The organism is Pseudomonas sp. TE12508 (genome assembly GCF_056279485.1).
In genome coordinates, this window is record NZ_JBWCCN010000001.1 from 91,027 (window position 1) to 110,531 (window position 19,505).

Here is a 19,505-nt window from a genome sequence, read left to right on the forward strand (position 1 = left end):
GTTTGAAGATGCCTTTTATTTCGCGTTTCATCCTTTTGCTGGGAGTGCTGTTGATCAGCGCCTGCGCCCAGCAAGCCCCAGCCTTCGCACCGCCGTCCGAACGTCCGATGCCGGCCAATGAAAAGCCGTGGCCGAAAAACCACGTACTCGGGATCGCTTACCACGATGTTGAAGACCGTGACCCCGATCAGGCGGTGGTGGCCGTGCGCACCGAGCGTCTGCTCGAGCAACTGGCGTGGCTGCGGGAGAACAACTACAAGCCGGTCACCATCAACCAGATCATGGCCGCTCGCAACGGTGGCCCCGAGCTACCGCCACGGGCGATCGTGTTGAGTTTCGACGATGGCTATTCGAGCTTCTACACCCGCGTTTTGCCGGTGCTGCGCGCCTATAACTGGCCCGCCTTGCTGGCGCCGGTCGGGGTATGGATCGATACGCCGCTGAACCAGCCGGTGGATTTCGCCGGTACACCGCGCAAGCGTTCGGACTTCCTGACCTGGGAGCAGATCCGCGAAATTTCCCGATCCGGCCTGGTGGAAATCGCCGCCCACACCGACGCCAACCACAAAGGCGTGTTGGCCAACCCGCAAGGCAACCTGCAACCGGCGGCCGCGACCCGGCGCTATGACGCGGCTACCGGTCGCTATGAAACCGAAGCGCAATTCCAGGCCCGGATGCGCGCCGATGTGGCGGCCATCTCGGAGAAGATTCTCAAGGTCACCGGTTACAAACCGCGTGTCTGGGTCTGGCCCTATGGCGCGGCGGACGGCACTTCGCTGCAAGTGGTCAACGAGCAGGGTTATCAGATGGCCCTGACTCTGGAAGATGGCCTCGATGCCCTCGACAACCTGATGAGCAGCCCGCGCTTTCTGGTGGCCTCGGACCCGGATGGCGAACACTTCGCCAACAGCATCGTTTCGGTGCAGACCGAATCGCCGATGCGCGTGGTGCATGTGGACCTGGACAACGTCTACGACCCGGACCCGGCCCAACAGGAAATCAACCTCGGCAAACTGATCCAGCGCATGGCCGACATGGGCGCCAACACGGTGTTTCTGCAAGCCTTCGCCGACCCTGCCGGCGATGGCCTGGTGCACTCGCTGTACTTCCCCAACCGGCACCTGCCGATGCGCGCCGATATCTTCGACCGCGTGGCCTGGCAGTTGCGCACTCGGGCTCAGGTCAAAGTCTATGCCTGGATGCCGGTGCTGAGTTTTGCCCTGGATTCGAAGCTGCCACGGGTCACTCGTTGGGACCCGAAAACCGGCATCACCTCGATCGATCCGGACCAGTACAAGCGCTTGTCGCCATTCGACCCGAACGTGCGGCGCATCATCGGTGAAATCTACGAAGACATGGCGCGCCTGACCTCGGTCGACGGCATCCTCTATCACGATGACGCGGTGCTGTCGGACTTCGAAGACGCCGGCCCTGAAGCCCTGAAGGTTTACGCCGCCAACGGTCTGCCGGGTTCGATTGCCGCCCTGCGTGACGATCCGGCCACCTTGCAGCGCTGGACGCGTTTCAAGAGCCGCTACCTGATCGATTTCACTCACGAACTGACCGCCAAGGTCCGCGCCATTCGCGGCCCGCAAGTAAGAACGGCGCGCAATATTTTCGCCGAGCCAATGCTCAACCCCGAGAGCGAAGCCTGGTTCGCGCAGAACCTCGACGACTTCCTGGGCGCCTACGACTGGACGGCGCCGATGGCCATGCCACTCATGGAAAAACAGAGCCGCAAACAATCCGGCCCTTGGCTCGAAACGCTGGTGGCAACGGTGAAATCGCGCCCCGGCGCACTCGAGCGCACGGTGTTCGAATTGCAGGCCCGTGACTGGACGAAAAAAACCGACGCCGACATCGACGGCGAACAGTTGGCTGAGTGGATGGGCCGCCTCAAGCGTCAGGGCGCCACCAGTTTCGGCTACTACCCGGACAACTTCCTTGAGAACCAGCCGGACCTGAAAACCGTGCGGCCCGCGCTCTCCAACAAGTGGAATCCATAACATGCTGGACAGACTTTTAGCCCTGCTGGTTCTGGCGATCGTCCTTGGGGTTCCCCTCGGGCTGATCTTTCTGCTCACCGGGCAATTCCTGATGGACTTCGTGTTCTTTTATCCACTGTTCATGTCGGGACTGTGGATCGCCGGCGGCCTGTATTTCTGGCTGCATTGGGAGCGGCACTGGCCGTGGCAGGACGACACTTTGCCGCCAGCGCTGGCCGGCGAACCGCTGATCTCGATCCTGATCCCTTGCTACAACGAAGGCGACAACGCGGCCGATACCATCCATGCGGCGCTGGCCCAGCATTACCCGAACATCGAAGTGATCGCGATCAACGACGGCTCCAAGGACAACACCGCCGCGGTGCTCGATGCACTGGCGGCGCAGGATCCGCGTCTGCGGGTGCTGCACCTGGCGGAGAATCAGGGCAAGGCCGTGGCCCTGCGCATGGGCGCCATTGCGGCGCGCAGCGAGTATCTGGTGTGCATCGACGGCGACGCATTGCTGGCGCCGAACACCGCGGCGTATCTGGTGGCGCCGATGCTCGACAATGCGCGCCTCGGCGCCGTGACCGGCAACCCGCGAATCCGCACCCGTTCGACCTTGATCGGCCGCGTACAGGTCGGCGAGTTCTCGTCGATCATCGGCCTGATCAAGCGCACCCAACGGGTATTCGGGCGGATCTTTACCGTCTCCGGGGTGATCGTCGCCTTCCGTCGCACGGCGCTGAACCGGGTCGGCTACTGGAGCCCGGACATGATCACCGAAGACATCGACATCAGTTGGAAGCTGCAACTGGATCACTGGAGCATTTTCTACGAGCCCCGCGCGTTGTGCTGGATTCTGATGCCGGAAACCCTCGGCGGCCTGTGGAAACAGCGTCTGCGTTGGGCCCAGGGCGGCGCCGAGGTGCTGTTCAAAAACATCCGTGGCATCTGGCAATACCGCCATCGTTACCTCTGGCCGCTGCTGTTCGAATACTGCCTCTCCACCGGCTGGGCCTTCACCTTTCTGCTGTCGGTGATTTTCTGGGGCGTTGGCAAATTCATCGAGATGCCGCCCGCCATTGCCGTTGATCACCTGATGCCACCGGCGTTTACCGGGCTGCTATTGGCAGTGGTCTGCCTGGTGCAATTCGCGGTCAGCATCCTGATCGATCGCCGTTACGAAAAGGGCCTCGGCAAGACCATGTTCTGGGTGGTCTGGTATCCGCTGGTGTTCTGGCTCATCAGCCTGCTTACCACCCTGGTCAGCTTCCCGAAAGTGCTGTTCGGTCAACATCAGAAGCGCGCGCGTTGGGTCAGTCCGGATCGGGGCATCAAGCCGCTGAATGACGATGAAGAGGAAGTCATCAAATGAAAATCATCAGAACCCGGCAGCGGCCCTTTCTGGTCGTGATCGATGTCTTCTTAACCGTGCTGGCTTGGGTCGGTCTGCTGTATTTACTGGTGCGGGGGTTGTGGCCGTTGATCGATACCCATGACGGCCCGCGCATCGATGCGTCGTTTTTCGACGCCCTCGGCACGTTGCAGATTTACCTGTGGGTGGCGTTGTTGAACGCGATGATCCTGATCACGTGGGCGCGTTATCAACAGCGCAAAAGCAAGAGCTTCGCCCAGCGCCGTTTGCCGGCGCCGGTGGTGGATGACCAGGGGCTCAGCAAAAGCTTCAAGCTGAGCGGCGACCGGCTGGCGAAACTGCGCACGCCGGGTTCGATGACCATTCATAACGATCAGGATGGCGATGTCAGTCATGTCGTTACGCACTTCTTCCCGGTCGACCCGGCTGACCTACCGCCGCCTTTAGCCCCGCTGGAGCATCCGCTGGTAATCCGCCTGCCAGCCGAAGATGACGACAACCGCGAGCCAATGAGCCACGTCTAGATTCGCATTCCCTGTGGCGAGGGGGCTTGCCCCCGTTTGAGTGCGAAGCACTCACAAGATCGTTGGTAAATTAGAGATTTTGCGTCTGCTTCGCAGACGAACGGGGGCAAGCCCCCTCGCCACAGGTTTGCGCCTTGCCACAGAGGTTTACGTGATTGGCGGGGAAACAGCCGTCAACTCATGTCCCGAATCAGCCGCCAGGCCTCATCCACCGACAACGGCTGCTTCATCCGTTCAGCGAGCATCGCCATCGCCCGCTCTTCATCGCAGGCCACGGCCGCCGCCACCACACCGTTCTTGCCGAACAGGCCAATAAACGGTGGATGGTCAGGATCACCCTTGAACTCGACCTCGTCCCAGGCCTGGGCGTGACCGAGGTAGTCGTAGTTTTTGCCGAAGTGCCAGGTCCAGAAATACGGTACGTCGAGGTAGCGTTCGTCGCCGCCGAGCATGTTCGCCGCGGCAATCCGCGCCTGTTGCTGGGCCAGGCGCCAGTGCTCGATCCGTTGCGGCTGGCCGTTGAGCGGGAAGGTCGCGATGTCGCCGACGGCCCAGAGCCCGTCGGTTACGCGCATCCCGCCGTCGACCTTCAACGACAGATCCTTTTCTTTGGGCAAATCGGCAAACGGGGTCGTTGCCGGGGTGACGCCAATGCCGACCAGCACCAGATCCGCCGGCAAGCGCTGACCATTGTCCAGCAGCACTGCTTCGACTTTGCCTGCGCCTTCGATCCGGGCCGCTTCGCCATCGGTATGAAACACCACGCCGTTGGCCTCGTGCAGGGCACGAATCGCTTTGCCGACGGCATCGCCGAAGTGCGCCTCAAACGGGATGGCATGGCGGGCCAGGACAGTGACATCCAGGCCGTACTGACGCAGGGAAGAGGCGGACTCCAGAGCGATGAAACTGTCACCAACGATCACTGCCCGTTGACCGGGTTTTGCACTCGTCAGAATCCGCTGCGCCTGCGCCTTCGAGCGCAGCACGAATACCTGCGGCAGATCGGCGCCAGGCAGCGACAGGGTTTTGGGGATGCCGCCGGTGGCAATCACGGCGGCGTCATAGTTCAACGATTGACCATCGGCCAGGCGCAGAGTCCGGTTCGCTGCATCCAGGCCCATCACATCGCTGTTTATCTGTTCAATGCGTTGTTCGCGATAAAAACTTTCATCGCGCAGAGGCGGGACTTCATCTGGCGGCATCTCGCCTGCAATCACGAATTTGCTCAATACCGTACGGTCGTAGCCTGCCTCGGGCTCACGGTCGATCAGCATTACCCGGCCGCCGAAGCCTTTCTCCCGTAGCGCTGCGGCACAAGCCGTACCGGCGGCACCGGCGCCGATAATGACAAAGGTCCGCTTATCATCAGCCGGCGGTGTGCTCGCGGTGGGCATCGGCTGGTCATCGACCCAGACCTCATCGTCGCGGATTTCAAGCGGGTAGCGTCGCAGACTGTCCAGGGACGGTGGCTCGCATAACGCGCCGTCTTCGAGCCGGTACGCCGCCTTGTGCCACGGGCAGATCAGTCGCCCCTCACACAGCGCACCTTTGGCCAAGGGAGCCCCGGCGTGGGGACATTTGCCCTGATAGGCACGCAATTGATCGCCGAGCCGCAGCAAGACGATTTTTGTCTTATCGATCCGGACTTCAAGGCCACGGTCTTGGGGGACATCGGCGAAACGGGCGACGCGATGCAGGGCCATGATCGATCTCCTGGCAAGTGTTTCACTTAGGAGTTTGGCGCTTATTCCCAGGTTCAGCCAATTCTGCTGCCAGCGCACGAACGGTCCGGCTATAGTTTGCCAGCCGACGACGGCCTCACCCGCACAAGGTGCTCCGGTATGACCCGATTAACCTTTTTGAACCCTTGGCTGGCGGCCGTTGCAGTCGCCCTTTGCGTGCAGTTTCCGGCGCAGGCCCAGGAGCGTTTCACCCTCAGCATTCCCGGTGTTTCGGACAATCGTCTGTTCACATCGGCGGCGGCCAGCGATGCCAGCGGTTGCGGCGGCAAGAACCAGTCCCCGGCCCTGAGCTGGAACGCCGGCCCCCCGGGCACCCTCAGCTACGCCATCGTCATGCACGACCCGGACGGTCAGAAAGGCCTGGGTGTCGATCACTGGATTCATTACGGGATCAAGGCCGCGACTCGTCAGATCCCGGCCGGTGTCGGTGCCAAATCCGCCCTCGAAGGCGTGGGCGGCACCAACATCAAAGGCACCACCGGTTACATTGGCCCTTGCCCGCCCATTGGCGACAGCTCCCATCACTACATCATTCAGCTTTACGCCCTGGACCTGGCGCCAGACGCCTTGCCTGCCGGCCTGACCCGCGCGCAACTGATGGAACAAATCAAAGGCCATGTGCTGAAAAACAGCAGCGTGGTGCGGCGTTATCACCGCTGAAGATTTTTTCCGGCGATTAACCCGAACCTGCCGGGCTGTCCGTCTCAGAGGATGAATGAGTCAATTTCCTCCTGAGGTCAGCCCCCATGTCCCTCCCTCTGCATTTCCTCCGCCCGGCCGCCCAGGGTTTCGCCGCCGGGTTGTTGCTGGCCGTTGCCGGTTGCGGCGCTTCATCCACGCCAGACTCTGAGACGAACAGCCCGGAAGCGGTTGCGCCACCGATTCAAGAAGCGCTGAAAACTGAAGCGTTAGTGCGTAGCGAGGCGGTCATGGTAGATACCGCGATGGCCAAGCGCAGCGCGCGACCGGCACCGTTAGTCGCGTTCGCGCCCATGCCGGCCGGTGAGGCTTATCCACAGGGCTATCGGGATGAGCAGCGGGAGCAATATCAGGCGTTGGCCGATAACCCGATTCACAGCGTGACCGAAGCACCGGTCTCGACCTTCAGTGCCGATGTCGATACCGGCGCTTACGCCAACGTCCGGCGCTTGCTCAATCAGGGGCGCTTGCCTCCCGAAGGGGCGGTGCGGCTGGAAGAAATGGTCAATTACTTCCCCTACGACTACGCCTTGCCCACCGATGGCTCGCCGTTCGGCGTGACCACCGAGCTGGCGCCGTCGCCGTGGAACCCGCATACCCGATTGCTGCGCATCGGCATCAAGGCATCCGATCGCGCGGTGGCGGAACTGGCTCCGGCGAACCTGGTGTTTCTGGTGGACGTGTCCGGCTCCATGGACCGTCGCGAAGGTTTGCCGCTGGTCAAAAGCACCCTGAAATTGCTGGTCGATCAATTGCGCGAGCAGGACCGGGTTTCACTGGTGGTGTATGCCGGAGAATCTCGCGTGGTGCTGGAGCCGACTTCCGGACGGGAAAAAGCGAAAATTCGTACTGCCATCGATCAATTGACTGCAGGCGGCTCGACCGCCGGAGCATCGGGTATCGAACTGGCTTATCAAATGGCGCAACAGGCGTTTATCCCCAAAGGCATCAACCGCATCCTGCTGGCCACCGATGGTGATTTCAACGTTGGCATCAGCGACTTCGACAGCCTCAAGCAAATGGCTGTGGATAAACGCAAGACCGGCGTGTCCCTGACTACCTTGGGTTTTGGTGTGGATAACTACAATGAACACCTGATGGAACAACTGGCCGACGCTGGCGACGGTAACTACGCCTACATCGACAACCTGCGCGAGGCGCGCAAAGTGCTGGTGGATCAGCTCGGTTCGACTTTGGCGGTGGTGGCGAAAAACGTGAAGCTGCAGGTGGAGTTCAACCCGGCGCAGGTCAGTGAATATCGGCTGCTGGGTTATGAGAATCGCGCCTTGAAACGCGAGGATTTCAGTAACGACAAAATCGATGCTGGAGAAATCGGCGCAGGGCATACGGTGACGGCGTTGTATGAAATTGTGCCCAAGGGCGAGAAGGGCTGGCTGGAACCGCTGCGGTATGGCAATCCTGGGGCCGATGTATCCGCAAAAAACGGGGAAATGGCGATGCTGCGAGTGCGTTATCAGTTGCCGGAAGGTGGGAATAGCCGCTTGATCGAGCGGCCAATCCTGAGTGGTGAGGCCGGCAAACTCTCGGCCGCCAGTGATGATCTGAGATTCGCCGCTGCCGTCGCCGCATTTTCCCAGCAGCTCAAGGACGGGCGTTATACCGGTGAGTTCAGCCTGAAGGACACCGAAGCCCTGGCCCGTGGCGCACGAGGCGATGATCAATTCGGCCTGCGCGGTGAATTCGTGCAATTGGTGGAATTGGCGCAGAGCCTGCGAACCCCGACCGCCTCGAATCAACAGCCCAACGACAACCGGATAGAGTGAAAGAGGCCAGCACTGACATGTCCGATCCTGTAATCAGCTCAGCCGCCGGCAGCGATGAATCGCTGCTGGCGCGTTACCGCTCGGGCGACGGGCCGGCGTTCGAAGTTTTGTACGCCCGCCATCGCCAGGGCCTTTATCGATTCCTCCTCGGCCTCAGCGGCAAGCCCGAACTGGCCGAAGAGGTGTATCAGGAAACCTGGCTGAGCCTGATCCGCAGCACCAGTCAGCCACAAGGCCGGGCGAACTTTCGTACTTGGCTCTACCAGATTGCCCGCAACCGACTGATCGATTACTGGCGCAAACACGGCATCCACAACCCGTTGCACGACAGCTATGACGAACAGGCTCACGCCCTGATCGATGACGCGGCCGACCCCGAACAACTGCTAAGCCTGAGCCGCGACGGTCAACGTCTCGAAGCCGCCCTGCAAACCCTGCCCGCCGACCAGCGCGAAGTGTTCCTGCTGCGCGCCCACGGCGACCTCGACCTGCCGCAGATCGCCACCCTCACCGAAACCCCGCTGGAAACCGTTAAAAGTCGCTTGCGCTACGCCCAGCAAAAACTGCGTCGGCTGCTGGCCGAGGAGGTACTGACATGACTGACGCCCGACAAACACCGCCATCGCCCGACGATGAAGTGCTCAAGCATTTTCGCGACCACGCAACCGGCGAACCACCGGCGCATCTCGACGCCTTCATCCTCGCAACGGCCCATCGCGAAGCTCCCGCGCCGAAGCCGAACCTGTGGCAGCGCTGGCTCCGCGCCTGCCAGCAACCCCGCTGGCAGGTTGCGTTCGCCAGCCTCGTCGGCGTCGCGCTGATGCTTGCACTGGTGCAGCGCACCCCGGAACAACTGCCGAGTTATGACTTCGCGCCAGCGCCAAAAGCGTCCGCACCGGTTGCCAAACAGGAAGCCGCTGAGGCGAATGAACCCGCTGCTCGCTCCCAGGCTACGCCGGCCGGAGCAATGTCCATGCCCGCACCGGCTGCGCCAATGGCGGAGTTTTCTGCACCGATGCAGCGTGAGTCGATCAATAGCGAAATGGCTGACGAAGCAAAACTCAGCAAACGCGCCGCCGCGCCGGCCAAGTCATTGGATGATCAATTACGTGAAGTGATACGCCTGCAAGACGCCGGTCAGACCCAAGCCGCCGAGGCGCTGCTGACGACACTGCACAAGCGCTTTCCCAAGGAAAACCTCACGGCCCGACTCAAGGATTTGCAGAAGAAATGAGGTGAACAGCGGTCGGCAAATTTGGCATCGACACCCGAAAGCGCGCACTATCGGCCTATAGCCGATGCGTTGGAGGATGCCGTGGCACAAAAAATCGACCGCATCGCCCAAATGCTCAACTGCCCGGTGAAGGGTGAGGAACTGCGGCGAGCAGTGACTGAGAGTCGTAAGGAGTTTCTTCTGGCGAAGCAGGCAGAAGAAGCGCTTGAGGAAGACGTTCTTGATGACGAAGTGTTTGAGGACGAAGAGGATGATGAATACGACGAGTTTGACTGGACGACTGAATGAAAGAACCGCTTTGGCGGTTTTTTGATCAATGGCAGTTGTTCGGTTAAACCGAACAACTGCATCCCTTCAGCAAGTCGCCTTGGGGCATGAAGAAAGCCCACAAAAAAGCCCCAGACCCTAAGATCTGAGGCTTTCTCGTTTCAACATATGGTGCACCAGGCGGGATTCGAACCCACGACCCCTGCCTTCGGAGGGCAGTACTCTATCCAGCTGAGCTACTGGTGCGATGCGGGCGCCATGATACTCATATGCACTGCGGGCGTCCATGCTGGTGAATCGTCTGCCTTTTTCAAAAGCGTAACCTGCGTTTGCTACGCTGATCTGAAAAAATAGGCAAATGCGGCGTTTTCGTTCTTTTTTTCGAACAGCCTATTGTCCTTTACCCCCTTTGATCCTAGGATTCGTTTGAGATTTCAAACGCTCTTGTCTGGGTGCTGAACCGCACGAGTTCGATTTGTGCGCTATTTATGTGCTTCAGCCCGGTGAATGATTTCCCTGACGGCAGCCTATAAGGCGCCTTTCTACAATCATAATTCGCTCCGCGTTTGCCGCGGTGCTGTTAAGGAAAGCCGACATGCAGCTTAAAGACACCCAGTTGTTCCGCCAGCAAGCCTTTATCGATGGCGCTTGGGTCGATGCGGACAACGGTCAGACGATCAAGGTCAATAACCCGGCAACGGGCGAAATTCTGGGCACTGTGCCGAAAATGGGCGCTGCCGAAACCCGCCGTGCGATCGAAGCCGCTGATAAAGCGCTGCCGGCCTGGCGTGGACTGACCGCCAAGGAGCGCGCGAACAAGCTGCGTCGCTGGTTCGAGCTGATCATCGAGAACCAGGACGACCTGGCGCGCCTGATGACTCTGGAGCAAGGCAAGCCATTGGCTGAAGCCAAGGGCGAGATCGTTTACGCCGCTTCCTTTATCGAGTGGTTTGCCGAAGAGGCCAAGCGCGTCTACGGTGACGTGATTCCGGGCCACCAGCCAGACAAGCGCCTGATCGTGATCAAGCAGCCGATCGGCGTGACCGCTGCGATTACTCCGTGGAACTTCCCGGCCGCGATGATCACCCGTAAAGCCGGTCCGGCCTTGGCCGCTGGTTGCACCATGGTGCTCAAGCCGGCTTCGCAAACCCCGTTCTCGGCGTTCGCCCTGGCTGAACTGGCTCAGCGTGCCGGTATTCCGAACGGCGTGTTCAGTGTGGTGACCGGCAGCGCCGGCGATATCGGCAGCGAGCTGACCGGCAACCCGATCGTGCGCAAATTGTCCTTCACCGGTTCGACCGAAATCGGCCGTCAGTTGATGACCGAGTGCGCCAAAGACATCAAGAAAGTCTCTCTGGAATTGGGCGGCAACGCGCCGTTCATCGTGTTCGACGACGCGGACCTGGATAAGGCCGTCGAAGGCGCGATCATTTCCAAGTACCGCAACAACGGCCAGACCTGCGTCTGCGCCAACCGCTTGTACATTCAGGATTCGGTCTACGACGCGTTCGCCGAAAAACTGAAAGTGGCCGTGGCCAAACTCAAGATCGGCAACGGTCTGGAAGACGGCACCACCACTGGTCCGCTGATCGACGAAAAAGCCGTGGCCAAGGTGCAAGAGCACATTGCTGACGCCGTCGGCAAAGGCGCTACCGTGCTGGCGGGCGGCAAGAGCATACAAGGCAACTTCTTCGAGCCGACCATCCTGACCAACGTGCCGAACAACGCCGCCGTGGCCAAGGAAGAAACCTTCGGTCCATTGGCGCCACTGTTCCGCTTCAAAGACGAAGCTGACGTGATCGCGATGTCCAATGACACCGAGTTCGGTCTGGCCTCGTACTTCTATGCTCGCGACCTGGGCCGTGTGTTCCGTGTGGCTGAAGCCCTGGAATACGGCATGGTCGGCGTCAACACCGGGTTGATCTCCAACGAAGTCGCGCCGTTCGGCGGCATCAAGGCGTCGGGCCTGGGCCGTGAAGGCTCCAAGTACGGCATCGAAGATTACCTGGAAATCAAATACCTCTGCCTGGGCATCTAAGCCCGGTAAGGCAAGGCATTGCTTCAAGCGCAAAGGGCACGAGAGCGCTGTCCCTTTGCGACGCTTCAAACGGAATTTTCTCTGTGGCCGGGAAAGCTGTGGCAGTCGATCATCGCATGCTGCCGTAGTTGCCTCCCCGCCGCATTTTCCTTGAACCACGCCGCCCGATGAGCGGTGAATGAGGACACTATGAACAAGACTAACGCATCCCTGATGAAACGCCGCGAAGCCGCTGTACCGCGCGGTGTTGGCCAGATTCACCCGATCTTCGCCGAGTCCGCGAAGAACGCCACCGTGACCGACGTTGAAGGTCGCGAGTTCATCGACTTCGCCGGCGGTATCGCCGTGCTGAACACCGGTCACGTGCACCCGAAAATCATCGCCGCCGTTACCGAACAGCTGAACAAGCTGACCCACACCTGCTTCCAGGTACTGGCCTACGAGCCGTACGTGGAAGTGTGCGAAAAAATCAACGCCAAGGTGCCAGGTGATTTCGCCAAGAAAACCCTGTTGGTGACCACCGGCTCCGAAGCCGTGGAAAACTCCATCAAGATCGCCCGCGCCGCCACTGGCCGTGCCGGTGTGATCGCGTTCACCGGCGCTTACCACGGTCGCACCATGATGACCCTGGGCCTGACCGGTAAAGTCGTGCCTTACTCGGCCGGCATGGGCCTGATGCCAGGCGGCATCTTCCGCGCGCTGTACCCGAACGAACTGCACGGTGTGAGCATCGACGATTCGATCGCCAGCATCGAGCGCATCTTCAAGAACGACGCCGAGCCGCGTGACATCGCTGCCATCATCATCGAGCCGGTTCAGGGCGAAGGTGGTTTCTACGTTGCGCCTAAAGAGTTCATGAAGCGTCTGCGCGCCCTGTGCGACCAGCACGGCATTCTGTTGATCGCTGACGAAGTGCAGACCGGTGCTGGCCGTACCGGCACTTTCTTCGCCATGGAACAGATGGGCGTTGCTGCCGACCTGACCACCTTCGCCAAATCCATCGCTGGCGGTTTCCCGCTGGCCGGTGTGTGCGGCAAGGCCGAATACATGGACGCTATCGCTCCAGGCGGCCTGGGCGGTACTTACGCCGGTAGCCCGATCGCTTGCGCCGCGGCCCTGGCCGTGATGGAAGTGTTCGAAGAAGAGCACCTGCTGGATCGCTGCAAAGCGGTTGGCGAGCGTCTGGTGACTGGCCTCAAAGCTATCCAGGCCAAGTACCCGGTCATCGGCGAAGTGCGTGCCCTGGGCGCGATGATCGCGGTCGAGCTGTTCGTCGACGGCGACAGCCACAAGCCGAACGCGGCTGCTGTGGCATCGGTTGTGGCCAAGGCGCGTGACAAGGGCCTGATCCTGCTGTCGTGCGGCACCTACGGCAACGTTCTGCGCGTACTGGTACCGCTGACCTCGCCGGACGAGCAACTGGATAAAGGTCTGGCGATCATCGAAGAGTGCTTCTCTGAGCTGTGATCCGAGTGCTCTGATTCATTTGTGATCTGATCGACAAAAAACCCGCTTCGGCGGGTTTTTTTATGGTGCTTGAAACACATCAGGGCAATTGAGCTGTATCGAATGGCCAGCATTGACTAAGGTGCAAGCATTGCCGTTGGAGTGTGCGATGACTGCTGTGGTTTTACCTGCTGTACCGCGTGTGCTGATTGCCGAGGCGGACCCTTGGTCTCGCGATCTGCTCAAGCAGGTGTTGTTGAATGTGCGCTGCGACGCGCGGCTGGACCTGTGTGCCGATGGCCAGGAGACCTTGCAGCTGTTGGCGGAAAATCCTTATGACCTGGTAATCGTCGACTGGGAGTTGCCTGGCGTCGATGGCCTGAACGTTCTGCGCAGTGTCCGGCAGCGTAAGCGTAATCCGCCGCTACCCTTCATTCTGATGAGCAGCCGTAACGACAGCGCCAGCGTGCGCGAAGTCTTGCCCCTGGCGCCCACGGCGTACCTGACCAAACCCTTGAACATCGAAAGCCTGACCCAGCGCCTGCAGGATTTGTTGCTGAACGCCGGCGAAGAGGTGTCCTGTGAGGCGCCGTCATTGGCGCCAGGCATGACCTTGTCGGTGTACCTGGAGCGACGTCGCGAACTGGCGGAGGGTGCGCCGTTGATGACCGATGTGCAGGTGGCTATCAAACGTAGCCTCAATCCCGATGGCCTCGATCTGACGCGGCTGGAAGACGAAATCCGCACTGATCCGCAAATTACCGCTGTCCTGATCGCCGCCGCCAACAGCGCAGCCCAGCATCATGGCGTCGCTGTGCAAACCCTGGCCCAGGCACTGCAACGCTTGGGCACCGGGCAAAGCATGAACCTGATTCTGGGGCTCGCTCTCAAACGCAGTGCCCGGCTCAGTGATCCGCAGCTGGCGGACTATGCCGAGCGTTATTGGGAGTTGTCGCTGCACACCGCCGAATACGCCCGGACACTGGCGCGTTTGCTGGATCTGGATCAGGCGCGCTGTTATTGCGCAGGCATGCTGCATTGCCTCGGCGACCTGGCGTTGCTGCGTTGTTTGCAGGAGTGGAAGCAGGCCGGCGGTGAGCTGGATGAATGGCAAGAAGTCGGCGATGTATTGGCCGAATTCGGCGCGGCCTATGGTTCGGCGCTACGGACCCGCTGGCGGCTGCCCTTGGAGCTGCGGGAGCTGATTGCGGCGGTTTACCAGTTCGGTGGCGGGGTTTACTCCCGCGAAGCGCTGGTGATGAACATGGCCGCGCAACTGGCGCGCCTGACCGAGCATGAGGGGATCGAGGTGCTGGCCAAGAGCCGCACAGCGCGGTTGCTCAAGATCGGGTTGCCGGAATTGATGCGTTTGCGCAAGAAGTGAATCTGACACGAAACCCTGTGGGAGCGAGCTTGTGGCGAGGGGGCTTGCCCCCGTTGGGCTGCGAAGCAGTCCTGAATTTCGCAATCTCGCTCCGCCTGGAATACCGCGCGCTCTGGTTTCACGGCTGCTGCGCAACCGAACGGGGGCAAGCCCCCTCGCCACAGGTATCAGCTGCGGATAGTTCTCAGCCAGAAATAATCCGGTTCTTGCCCTGGCGCTTGGCCTGGTACATCGCCGCATCGGCGCGGGCGAACAGCCTGTCGATGCTTTCATCCTCGTATGTAAGGCTGCTCAGGCCCTGGCTGACGGTGATGCCGAAGGTCTGGTCGTCATGGCTGAAGCTTAACCGCTGAATTTCCCGTTGCAGACGCTCGGCCACTTGCATGGCCATGTCCGGTGCACAGCCGGGAAACACCGCCGCGAATTCCTCACCGCCGATCCGTCCGAACAGATCACCACGCCGCAGGGCCGCGCGACCGCTCTCGGCGATGCGTTGCAGCACCTTGTCGCCTTCCTGATGGCCGTAGGTGTCATTGACCATTTTGAAGTCATCGATGTCCAGCAGCAGGAACGCCATCGGCGCACCGTTCAACCGCGCCTGCTCGAATTCGCGATGGGCGCATTCGAAGAAGTGTCGGCGATTGCTGCTTTGGGTCAACACGTCGGTGCTGGCCAGATGTTGCAGCTCGGCTTCCATCTGCTTTTTTTCGGTGATGTCTTCGGCAATGCCGACGATGATCACCGGTTGCCCCGGCTCGGCCTGACGGTTGATGAAGCACTTGTCGCTGAGCCAGCGCACCTGGCCATCGGCAGCGATGATGCGGTACTCGCGGTCTTCAACGGCGCCTTTGACCAGCACTTGCGCCAGGCTGCGCTCGGCGTAGTCCAGATCGTCGGGATAGACGCTGTCGCGCCAATGGTTGTAGTCGGACAGCAACAGACCGGCGGGGCGGCCGAAAATCCGTTCATAGGCCGGGCTGACGTAAAGCACCTGACGGGTTTCCCAGTTGAATGCCCAAAGCACGGCGTTGACGCTGACCAGCAGCGAGCTGAACAGCTGTTCACGTTCGCTCAGGCGTGCCACTTCACCCTGGGCATGCATCAGCGCCATCAGGGTTTGCGCGGCCTCGGGCCACTGTGGAAGGGATGTGTCTTGTAGGTTTTTATGGACCATCGGCACAAATCTCAAAGGGCATGCCGCTATGTCGACAGCGGCCAAAAACAGAGCCCGCCTGGATGGCGAAGTGTCTTTGAGATAGGGGATTTGGAGCGAAGTTCCCGGTATTTGTGGTGATGGGGGAGGAGGCCGCTGGGCGGTACTGGCGATGCGTTTTTTTCAACTAAAACGCGTCGTCAGGTTTTACGTCTGCTGCGCAGCCGAGCGGGAGCAAGCTCCCTCGCCACAGGCAAGCCTCTTCAGCAGAGGCAAGCCGTTATCAGAGGATCAGGCGTTGGCAGGGCGCAGGGAGTAGGTTTTCAACTGGCCGGCGAAGTCACGCAGGGATTGAATCCCGCTGGCCTCGGCCTCGTGTACCCAATCCTTGATGGCAGCCAGCATGTCGTGACCATTTGAGCTGGTCTTGACCCAGATCTGTTGCAAGGCCAGGCGTTTCTCGTAAATTACCTTCAGCGCCTGGCTGTGCTCGAGCATGGTCTGGATGCGCATATGGTGCTTGTCGTCCAGCAGGCTGGTTTCCCGCGACAGCAAACGCTTGGCCCGGCGGAACTGATGACGGACCGAGTGATCGACCTTTTCCAGCTCTTGCTTGACCAGCGGCGCGATCACCAGCTTGCGGTATTGAGCCATGATCTGGAAGCGGTTGTTGAGGATCGCCATGGCAGTGTCCATGTCCAGGCTGCCTTTGCCTTCAACGCGGTGGGCGATCGGCGCAACCCGCTGGACCTTGGCCAGACGCAGGAAGCTGAAAACCTGGATCCAGGCCCAGCCGAGGTCGAATTCCCATTTCTTCACCGACAGTTTGGCGGAGTTAGGGTAGGTGTGATGGTTGTTATGCAGTTCTTCGCCGCCGATCAGGATGCCCCAAGGCACCAGATTGGTCGCCGCATCGCGGCATTCGAAGTTGCGGTAGCCGATGGCATGGCCCAGGCCATTGACCACGCCTGCGGCCCACACCGGGATCCACATCATCTGGATGGCCCAGATGGTGATGCCGATGGTGCCGAACAGCAGCAGGTCGATGACGCCCATGATCGCCACGCCCAACAGCGGGAAGCGGCTGTAGAGGTTGCGTTCGATCCAGTCTTCGGGGCAGTTCTTGCCGTAGATGCGCAGGGTCTCGGGGTTTTCCGCTTCGGCGCGGTACAGCTCGGCGCCTTTGCGCAGAACGGTGGACAGCCCCTTGATGACCGGGCTGTGCGGGTCGTCGACGGTTTCGCATTTGGCGTGGTGTTTGCGGTGGATAGCTGTCCACTCGCGGGTGTTCTGCGCCGTGGTCAACCACAGCCAGAAGCGGAAAAAATGTTTCAGGCCGGCATTGAGCTCAAGCGAGCGATGGGCTGAATAGCGATGCAGATAAACCGTGACGCCGACGATCGTCACGTGGGTCATCAGTAGGGTGACTGCCACCAGTGACCAGGGCGATAAGCCAAGAAAACCTTCGTACCACATAGCCTATAGGACCCTCGATAAAGAAAAAAACAGCCGTTGCATTATCACTTAGCCCACAGATAAAACCAGTCGCCCTTTCAGATAAGAGTGGCTGGATGTGTCTTTAATCTATAATTCCAGCCTTTTTGTAGGGACATGGCCGTTCTAATGTCAGCCACCTATCGCGATGCTTTGCGTGCAGCGCTGCTCTACCTGGTGCTTTCCGTCGCCTGGTTCCAGTTTAGTGGTTATTTACTGAACAGGTTCTTCGATAGTTCCCCCGACCTGCTGCGCTGGCAGCTGATCAACGGTTATGCCTGGGTGGCGTTCAGTGCCGGGCTGATCTTCATTGCGCGGGCGCGATTGTTTCGCTGTCTGGGTGTCGGCGCCAAGTTGCGCGAGCGCAATGCCGACCGGGAACGTTTGAGTCAGGCGGCCGCGGTGTTCGATTGCACCCGTGAAGGGGTGCTGGTCACTAATAGCTATTCATCGTTGCTGCGGCTCAAGCGTTTGCCGGTGCAAAAGCTCAAGATTGATCAAGGGTTTGTCGCAGGCTTGCCGGGTGATGAGGATGACGCGGCGATCGCGCGGGTAATCATTGCGCTGGCGCAGAGCATGGGGATGCAAGTGCATGCCGAGGGGATCGAGCAGGTCGAGCAGGCGAGTTTCCTGTTCGAGCATGACTGCGATTTGGGGCAGGGGTACTGGTTTGGGCGGCCAGTGCCGGCGGCATCATTGGATTGGGCCCGGGCGCCAACGATTGGATGAGCGCTTGATGATCGTTCCCACGCTCTGCGTGGTAATGCATCCAGTGACGCTCTGCGTCACCTCTCGATCAGGGACGCAGAGCGTCCCGGGCGGCATTCCCACGCGGAGCATGGGAACTATCAGTCTTCTGGTTATATAAACATTCTTAAATAGTCTTTTTAAGAATATCCGCGCCTATCTACTATTGCCCCTACGCCGCAAGCAGTGCCCGCCACTGCCAGGCATATCTCATTAAGGAGCAGCACCATGAGCGCATCCCTACGTAGTGTTGACGGGCAGGACGAAGCCACCATTTTGCGTGAGATCCAAAGCGCTTTGCGCGATCTGCGCTTTGGCGCGGTGGAAATCACCGTGCATAACGCCCAGGTGGTTCAGATCGAACGCAAAGAGAAATTCCGTTTGCAGAGCCCGGGCAACAAGCCGAGCTGAAGCGAAAGATTGAAAGATCAAAAGATCGCAGCCTTCGGCAGCTCCTACGCGCCTGTGGGCGCCGCCGAAGGCTGCGATCTTTGAACAGGCAACCCGATTCCAGAAATCCATAAGAAAAGCCAACACACCCAGTATTCCAGGAGCTTTCACCATGTCGTCGATTCGTCATTTTGCTTTGGCCGCCCTGGCCAGTGCCCTTTTTGCTGGTTCCGCGGTTGCCAAGGATTACGAGCTGCTCAACGTGTCGTATGACCCGACCCGTGAGCTGTACCAGGAGTACAACGCCGAGTTCATCAACTTCTGGAAAAAGGACCACGCTGGCGACAACGTGAAAATCCAGCAGTCCCATGGTGGTTCGGGCAAGCAGGGCCGGGCGGTGATCGACGGTCTGCGGGCCGACGTGGTGACCCTGGCCCTGGCTGGTGACATCGATGAAGTCGCCAAGCTCGGCAAGAGCCTGCCGGTCGACTGGCAGAAGCGTCTTCCGGAAGCGAGCACACCTTACACCTCGACCATCGTGTTCCTGGTGCGCAAAGGCAACCCGAAAGGCATCAAGGACTGGGGTGATCTGACCAAAAACGGCGTGGAAGTCATCACCCCGAACCCGAAAACCTCCGGCGGCGCACGCTGGAACTTCCTCGCGGCCTGGGCTTATGGCCTGAAAGCCAACGGCGGTAATGAAGCCAAGGCCAAAGAGTACGTGCAGACCCTGTTCAAACACGTGCCTGTGCTGGACACCGGTGCTCGCGGCTCGACCATCACCTTCGTCAACAACGGTCAGGGCGACGTGTTGCTGGCCTGGGAAAACGAAGCCTTCCTGGCGTTGAAAGAAGACGGCGGTGCCGACAAGTTCGACATCGTTGTACCGTCGCTGTCGATCCTTGCCGAACCACCGGTGGCCGTGGTCGACAAGAACGCCGAGAAAAAGGGCAACACTGACATTGCTGAAGCGTACCTCAAGCACCTGTACAGCCCGGCCGGCCAGGAAATCGCGGCGAAAAACTTCTATCGTCCACGTGACAAAGAGGTGGCCGCCAAGTACGCCAAACAGTTCCCGACACTGGAGCTGGTGACCATCGACAAGGATTTCGGCGGCTGGAAAACCGCGCAACCGAAATTCTTCAATGACGGTGGCGTGTTCGACCAGATTTATCAGGCGCAGTAACCTGAAACGGATCAGTCAATGGACCTGATTCCAGGCAGTTAAGGTGCTGAACCT

General features: G+C 60.0%; 17 protein-coding genes and 1 tRNA gene. 14 read left to right on the forward strand and 4 right to left on the reverse strand.

The genetic code is table 11. The features are described 5' to 3' along the window. The first annotated feature begins 8 nt into the window (after nt 1-8). Genes pgaB through pgaD form a run of 3 tightly spaced genes read left to right on the forward strand, consistent with a single transcriptional unit; the run spans nt 9 to nt 3,887 of the window. On the forward strand, nt 9-2,006 hold the full coding sequence (pgaB, locus tag ACZ9IM_RS00340) for a poly-beta-1,6-N-acetyl-D-glucosamine N-deacetylase PgaB (protein WP_476223157.1): 1,998 nt from the start codon (nt 9-11) through the stop codon (nt 2,004-2,006). Between the two features lies 1 nt (nt 2,007). Beyond that, nucleotides 2,008-3,363, forward strand: a complete 1,356-nt coding sequence (gene pgaC, locus ACZ9IM_RS00345; protein ID WP_008068585.1) for a poly-beta-1,6-N-acetyl-D-glucosamine synthase — start codon at nt 2,008-2,010, stop codon at nt 3,361-3,363. Then, entirely contained in the window at nt 3,360-3,887 is a 528-nt protein-coding gene (gene pgaD, locus ACZ9IM_RS00350; protein ID WP_427624187.1) for a poly-beta-1,6-N-acetyl-D-glucosamine biosynthesis protein PgaD, read from the forward strand. The genes pgaC and pgaD overlap by 4 nt, the downstream gene beginning before the upstream one ends. Nucleotides 3,888-4,060: 173 nt before the next feature. On the opposite strand, the gene ACZ9IM_RS00355 is transcribed toward pgaD, so the two are convergent. Beyond that, complete coding sequence (locus ACZ9IM_RS00355) at nt 4,061-5,590, reverse strand: FAD-dependent oxidoreductase (protein WP_427624188.1); 1,530 nt, start codon at nt 5,588-5,590, stop codon at nt 4,061-4,063. Nucleotides 5,591-5,728: 138 nt separating this feature from the next. Between ACZ9IM_RS00355 and ACZ9IM_RS00360 the strand changes: the two genes are divergently transcribed. The 5 genes from ACZ9IM_RS00360 (at nt 5,729) to ACZ9IM_RS00380 (ending at nt 9,634) form a co-directional block, all read left to right on the forward strand. After that, complete coding sequence (locus tag ACZ9IM_RS00360; RefSeq protein WP_476223158.1) at nt 5,729-6,289, forward strand: YbhB/YbcL family Raf kinase inhibitor-like protein; 561 nt, start codon at nt 5,729-5,731, stop codon at nt 6,287-6,289. Nucleotides 6,290-6,375: 86 nt separating this feature from the next. After that, on the forward strand, nt 6,376-8,112 hold the full coding sequence (locus ACZ9IM_RS00365) for a vWA domain-containing protein (protein WP_427624190.1): 1,737 nt from the start codon (nt 6,376-6,378) through the stop codon (nt 8,110-8,112). Between the two features lie 17 nt (nt 8,113-8,129). Continuing rightward, nucleotides 8,130-8,711, forward strand: a complete 582-nt coding sequence (locus ACZ9IM_RS00370) for an RNA polymerase sigma factor (protein WP_427624191.1) — start codon at nt 8,130-8,132, stop codon at nt 8,709-8,711. Further along, a complete protein-coding gene (locus tag ACZ9IM_RS00375) occupies nt 8,708-9,346 on the forward strand; it encodes a hypothetical protein (protein ID WP_476223159.1) in 639 nt (212 codons plus the stop codon). Before ACZ9IM_RS00370 ends, ACZ9IM_RS00375 begins: the two co-directional genes overlap by 4 nt. Before the next feature lie 21 nt (nt 9,347-9,367). Continuing rightward, nucleotides 9,368-9,634, forward strand: coding sequence for a hypothetical protein (locus tag ACZ9IM_RS00380; protein WP_427624193.1), 267 nt, complete (start codon nt 9,368-9,370; stop codon nt 9,632-9,634). A 148-nt stretch (nt 9,635-9,782) separates the two neighbouring features. On the opposite strand, the gene ACZ9IM_RS00385 is transcribed toward ACZ9IM_RS00380, so the two are convergent. Next, nucleotides 9,783-9,859: transfer RNA gene (locus tag ACZ9IM_RS00385), tRNA-Arg, on the reverse strand. Nucleotides 9,860-10,208: 349 nt separating this feature from the next. On the opposite strand from ACZ9IM_RS00385, the gene gabD reads away from it, so the two are divergent. The 3 genes from gabD to ACZ9IM_RS00400 all read left to right on the forward strand — a co-directional run bounded on the left by gabD (nt 10,209) and on the right by ACZ9IM_RS00400 (nt 14,481). Beyond that, a complete protein-coding gene (gabD, locus tag ACZ9IM_RS00390) occupies nt 10,209-11,651 on the forward strand; it encodes an NADP-dependent succinate-semialdehyde dehydrogenase (RefSeq protein ID WP_476223160.1) in 1,443 nt (480 codons plus the stop codon). A 189-nt stretch (nt 11,652-11,840) separates the two neighbouring features. Then, the gene (gene gabT, locus ACZ9IM_RS00395; RefSeq protein WP_476223161.1) at nt 11,841-13,118 is read left to right on the forward strand and encodes a 4-aminobutyrate--2-oxoglutarate transaminase; all 1,278 of its coding nucleotides are present in this window, start codon (nt 11,841-11,843) and stop codon (nt 13,116-13,118) included. Nucleotides 13,119-13,266: 148 nt separating this feature from the next. Beyond that, a complete protein-coding gene (locus ACZ9IM_RS00400) occupies nt 13,267-14,481 on the forward strand; it encodes an HDOD domain-containing protein (RefSeq protein WP_427624194.1) in 1,215 nt (404 codons plus the stop codon). A gap of 184 nt (nt 14,482-14,665) precedes the next feature. On the opposite strand, the gene ACZ9IM_RS00405 is transcribed toward ACZ9IM_RS00400, so the two are convergent. Both ACZ9IM_RS00405 and desA read right to left on the reverse strand, forming a co-directional pair. After that, on the reverse strand, nt 14,666-15,655 hold the full coding sequence (locus ACZ9IM_RS00405) for a GGDEF domain-containing protein (protein WP_427624195.1): 990 nt from the start codon (nt 15,653-15,655) through the stop codon (nt 14,666-14,668). Nucleotides 15,656-15,925: 270 nt separating this feature from the next. Next, nucleotides 15,926-17,110, reverse strand: a complete 1,185-nt coding sequence (desA, locus tag ACZ9IM_RS00410) for a delta-9 fatty acid desaturase DesA (protein WP_476223162.1) — start codon at nt 17,108-17,110, stop codon at nt 15,926-15,928. Between the two features lie 147 nt (nt 17,111-17,257). Between desA and ACZ9IM_RS00415 the strand changes: the two genes are divergently transcribed. From ACZ9IM_RS00415 to ACZ9IM_RS00425, 3 genes are all read left to right on the forward strand, one after another. Beyond that, the gene (locus ACZ9IM_RS00415; RefSeq protein ID WP_476223163.1) at nt 17,258-17,857 is read left to right on the forward strand and encodes an EAL domain-containing protein; all 600 of its coding nucleotides are present in this window, start codon (nt 17,258-17,260) and stop codon (nt 17,855-17,857) included. 246 nt (nt 17,858-18,103) lie between these two features. Continuing rightward, nucleotides 18,104-18,286, forward strand: a complete 183-nt coding sequence (oscA, locus tag ACZ9IM_RS00420; RefSeq protein WP_007899630.1) for a sulfur starvation response protein OscA — start codon at nt 18,104-18,106, stop codon at nt 18,284-18,286. Nucleotides 18,287-18,437: 151 nt separating this feature from the next. After that, on the forward strand, nt 18,438-19,451 hold the full coding sequence (locus tag ACZ9IM_RS00425) for a sulfate ABC transporter substrate-binding protein (RefSeq protein WP_258618823.1): 1,014 nt from the start codon (nt 18,438-18,440) through the stop codon (nt 19,449-19,451). Nucleotides 19,452-19,505 lie beyond the last annotated feature (54 nt).